The 5,160-nt window shown below is 31.5% G+C and carries 5 protein-coding genes; all 5 read right to left on the bottom strand.

Features of this window, described 5'->3' with window-relative positions; all coding sequences use genetic code 11:
• Positions 1-347: RNA polymerase sigma factor (locus NCY30_RS14685; protein ID WP_250818866.1), on the bottom strand; the 347-nt coding region annotated here is incomplete at its 3' end.
• A 217-nt stretch (positions 348-564) separates the two neighbouring features.
• Positions 565-1,521, bottom strand: a complete 957-nt coding sequence (locus tag NCY30_RS14680) for an Abi family protein (protein WP_006426643.1) — start codon at positions 1,519-1,521, stop codon at positions 565-567.
• 232 nt (positions 1,522-1,753) lie between these two features.
• Positions 1,754-3,727, bottom strand: a complete 1,974-nt coding sequence (locus NCY30_RS14675) for an FtsX-like permease family protein (protein WP_161169935.1) — start codon at positions 3,725-3,727, stop codon at positions 1,754-1,756.
• A 63-nt stretch (positions 3,728-3,790) separates the two neighbouring features.
• Positions 3,791-4,549, bottom strand: coding sequence for an ABC transporter ATP-binding protein (locus tag NCY30_RS14670; RefSeq protein ID WP_250818865.1), 759 nt, complete (start codon positions 4,547-4,549; stop codon positions 3,791-3,793).
• Positions 4,524-5,160: hypothetical protein (locus NCY30_RS14665; RefSeq protein ID WP_250818864.1), on the bottom strand; the 637-nt coding region annotated here is incomplete at its 5' end. The genes NCY30_RS14665 and NCY30_RS14670, both read right to left, overlap by 26 nt.

Below are 5,160 nucleotides of genomic sequence, written 5' to 3'. Positions count from 1 at the left end.
ATTTTGTATGGATCTTTCATATTTTTCAAAAAATTATGTATTTTCTCAACCTGTTCTTTATTTATTAGATTGTCAATAAACTCCGTCTGAATATCGACCTGCTCCGTTGGAGGCTCCCATTCCACATAGATTTTCTCACGCTTACAATATGTAAAATATGTATTTCTTGCAATTGTAAATAACCATGCACGTATATCTTTTCTTCCATCATATGAATTAATTGCCGTCAATGCTTTTGTAAAAGTTTCCTGTGTAATATCTTCTGCAATTTCTTTGTTCGATGATAAACCACACAAAAAATGATATACGTCCAGGTAATATGATTTATATATACAATCAAAATCCATGTGCTGTCCTCCTTTCCTTTATAATATTAACTATTCAATTTGATAAATGTTACAAATAAAATGCAAAGAACTTTCCATCGGCAACTTTTCTTACATATTTGGATATAAAAAAAATAAGTCAGGCAAATCAAAATATTGACCTTCCTGACCATTTATATATTTATCTGTTTTCCGTAGTTTTCATTTTGAATCCTCGGTTCGTACTATATTGATTATTTTATAATTTATATCTACTTATATTCTTCCAATTTTCTGGGAATCCCATTGCTTTGAAAAATAAATCCTGGTTTAGATTGCCCGTCTTTTTCATATACTGGTTAATTATCTGATTCAAAGATTTTTTAAATTCAGCAAAATCTTCTTTCGCCAGCAACATTCGAAAAGCAATCACAACAGAAAACAAATCGTTTTTTCCACATTTGTATTTATTTCCATTTTGCGGAAGTTTCATTTTTCTATGTAATATTGTATCAGGGATATCAAACCTGCTCTTATATGAAAATAACCTTTCATTATGAGCACAGACGTTTCTATATAAGGTAAGCACTTTCATGTACTGAATTAGTTCTTTTTCACTTACATAATCAAAATGTCGGCTAATTTTCGTTTTCATACTGGTCGTCAGAAATGAATACATCTTTGACATCTGTCCAAATGTTAAAGTTTTCATAATGACCCACATAGGAACATTTCCATATGTTTTTCTTTGATAAACTACATAAGCGTGATCTGTGCTTTTCTTTGCTTCTCTATCCAGTATAGCTATTAAAGCAGCAATTTTCTTTTTATTTGCTCCCGAGTTATTATAATGTACAGCATTCAGATAATCTTCCTGTTTTTCTGAATAAGTATCACAAAAATGATAAGAAATCAGCGATCTCATTTTTTGCTCAAAATGACAAAGATACCGGAAGATCAATGTACGAAGTTTTTCATCAAATTCATATAAAGCAACAAGATCCTCAAAGGTTGTGCCTTCCTTATATTTTCTTGTCATAGGATTATAAAACAGATTTTTATATCCATCTATTAAAGCAAAATAACTGATATCTTCTAATTTGGACACAGCAAATTTATGATCATTAACAATCATTCCTTTTTGCTCGATGAGATTATTGATTTGTTCTTCATAATTCAAAAACGGTTTTATCGGTTTTAACGCTTTTTCTGTCATTTTTCACCTTCTATAAAAATCTGCATATATAGAAAAACGGAGGGCCCTCAGGTCCTCCGTCCGGTCGCAGGCATCGCAAGTTTCTGCAACCTGATCACTGACAAAAATTTTATCACGAACCTTTGCAAAAGGCAAGTGATTTTTGCAAACATTTGTCAGTAAAATATTATATGCGTATTTTTATACCGCATTCAAAACTTACTCTAACAAACAACATCTATAAGCCTTTCTTCTAAATTCTTTTGTTCACATACCTTACAAATAATTTCTGCACAACTATCTGAATAATTATATAAATTCCAACAAGCTTAAGCCAGTAACTCCAAAAAGCAGTTGAGATCTTTTCACCCATTGCCTCATACCAATGTGAATAGGTCATTACATATAAAAGAGCCAAACAAATACCTGTACCTAATGCTATATTCCCCACGCTGCAAATCTCAAAACTTAAATTCTTCTTTTGTTCTTTTTGTTTCATACCCATAGAATGAAAAAATTCATAACGTCTTTGGTAAGAAGACATTTCGGCCAGATTTTTAACAACCATAATAAAAACACCACTGATTAAAAGGGTTATCAGAATAAACAGCTTGCTAAAAAGCAAAAATATATTACTTATTTTCTGTTCTTTTAAAAACACAGTCTTATTATAACATATAGCATGTGGCGAATGACTGTCATCTGGTTGGAATACAGTAATTCCTTCTTTATCTGCGTGATCTTTTATCTCTTTCCATGCCATCTGCTCTTTTGTTTTTGGAAAAGAAAATGCTTCTAACATTGAAACTTCTTCATCATCTGCTGCCTGTTTTTCCCATTGTTTATCAAAATATTCATCCGAAAATATAACTGTATCTTCACAACCTTCACCGGCATCTTCTGGTACGAATTTTCCAAATACGTTTTGTGTATGAATTTCTTTTATCCTATACTGATAATTCGCATCTTTTAAAATATTGGAAGATTCAAATTCCTTTTTATTCGGATTAAATTTACCAATATACAGCCATCCAAATAAATCATAAAGAACCTTATCAGTTACTTTTTCTTCCCTTTGATAATTCTGGTCCTCAATTCCTATAACAATTTCTTTCCCAGACAAACCATAAGCCTTCCCTGTTAGTTCTTTATATGTGGATTCGGATATTCCAATTTCTTCCTGTGAATAAAACATTGTTGCCCGGATCATCGGAATATGTTTAACTGTCCCATTATATTTTTCGGCTATTTTTTCACTGTATTTTTCATCGTTCTGGCGTGCCATCCAGATTATATCATAAGGATAATTACTATTTGTCTTGTCAAGAGGCAGAATCTCTACTATTTGTGTACCGATATAAGAAAGAGCAAAAAAATGTATTACAAATAACATCAGAATAATTAATATATTACTTTGATATTTACTATCAAGTTGATTGATTTTCAATGCATACCGAAAGTAAAAAGGTCCTTTTTTCGCCTGTTCAAGAATAAATGCACCACTGAAAGTAATAATAAGAATTCCGCCTATCAGAAAATATATATGTGCAAAATAATATCCCCATGTTCCTGGCTTATATTGTTTAATTGCAAGTATTATAAATACAATCCCTAACACTGTAAGCAACATCCATTTTGAACTGACGGGGCGTTTTTCCTTTATTTCCTCTTTCATCATTAAAGAGCTTAAATTTCTTCCGTCCATCCACACCAGGAGAATTATAAAGATTCCAAGCATAACTCCCAGACACAAAAGAATTGTATTTTTATATACGACCGGATCCACTTTTTGTAATGTAATAATCTGAGGATTGTATTGATTTAAGCAATATAAAATTCCATATAGGAGCAGATTTCCTAACAAAATACCAATTAAAAGTGAACCTATACATCCTATAATGTATTCCGCAAAAAGAAGCATATAAGACATCTTCTTTTTCATCCCAAGCATAATAAAAGTTCCATAATCTTTTGCCCGGAGTTTAATATAATAGCGCATAGAAAATACCATCAAAAGTATTGTAACAACAGTTATTAATCCAACCGCTATCATAAAATCACTTTTTATTCCCATCATAATCGAAGGTTCTGTAACTGCCCGCACTACAACATCATTCAATCCCCAAAAGATAAATAATTCTGCTACGGCTATAATGTTACTGACAAAAAATAAAATATATTTCCGTATATTGCTTTTAAAATTTTTGTAAATTATTTTATGCAGCATATACCTTCCCACCCCTTACAATAATCTTGAATTCAAATATAGCTGATACTGGCATTGGTCTTTTTATAATTCCGCCATTTTGGAAAGGATTGTTTGATAAAATGTTTCCCTGTTACTACCCTTCTTTAATTCTTCCAAAATCTTTCCATCCTTCAACAGAATAATCCGGTCACAATAACTTGCCATCTGCGGATCATGTGTTACCATGACAATCGTCTTCTTATATTCCGATGAAATCTTATTCAATGCATCAATTACAATTTTTCCTGACTTTGAGTCCAAATTTCCAGTTGGCTCATCTGCAAGGATTAAATCTGGATTGTTGATCAAAGCACGACATATGGCAACTCTCTGCTTTTCACCGCCAGATAATTCATATGGATTCTTCTTTAACAGATATTCTATCTGAAATTGTTCTGCATATTTCTTTGCTTCTGCAATCATCTTATTAATATTCTGTTTGCTTATGATCATCGGCAGCATGATATTCTCTTCAACTGAAAGGCTGTCCATCAGATAAAAATCCTGAAAAATAAATCCTATCTTACTGTTCCGGATATCCGCAAGTTTATCCCCGTATAGTTCACTGGTATCTTCTCCCATAAATTTAATTGTTCCATCCGTCGGTTTATCAATCATTCCGATTGTCTTAAGCAAAGTTGTTTTACCACATCCGGATTTACCCATGATTCCAACGAATTCACCTTCTGTAACTTGAAAGCTGATTCCTTTTAAAACCTTTACATCTTCTTCGCTTTCTTTTATTACGGATTTTCTATAATTTCGTATTAAATTTTCAACTTCTAATACATTTGTTCTCATCTTTTAATCCTCCTTCAATTTTACGTGTAATATATAGTGCAAAACCTCTTTGCACAAGCAACTCTAATGCAATATATCCTAAGCAGGCAACCAGCCAATACTTTGTAAAATTCCATTTATTAACTTCCCCTGCTTTTTCCATTCGTAATAAACATGCAATAAAATGTATTACGGACATAAAAATACCGGCTGCTAATGAAATCATTCCGACACTTTGCATTTCCAAGAGATAAAGAGCTTTACGTTCTTTTTTTTGCATTCCCATACAACGCAAAAATTCCTGTTTCTTTTTATAGGATGGGATTTCTGATTCAACCTTTATTTCCATAATAAAAATCGAATTTAAAAATAATGCTGTTAAAATAAACACCTTGCTTAATAAACGAAACATCAATAATGTTTGCTGTGTTTTTACAAAAGATTCTGTGTAATATATAATGTTTTGTTCATTTCCATCATTAATAATTTTTGTTCCATGTTTTGTGGAATAAGTTCTTATTTCTTTCCAGAGATTACGTTTATTTTCCTGATCAAATTTAATTAAAATCAATTTAGACGGTTCATTTTTTGTCTGTTCTATTCTTTTATATTCTTTCTCAAAATATTTATCA

Source organism: Dorea sp. MB18-49 (genome assembly GCF_023669465.1).
In the GTDB taxonomy this organism is placed as follows: domain Bacteria; phylum Bacillota; class Clostridia; order Lachnospirales; family Lachnospiraceae; genus Dorea_A; species Dorea_A longicatena.
This window is presented reverse-complemented; position numbering and strand designations above follow the sequence as displayed.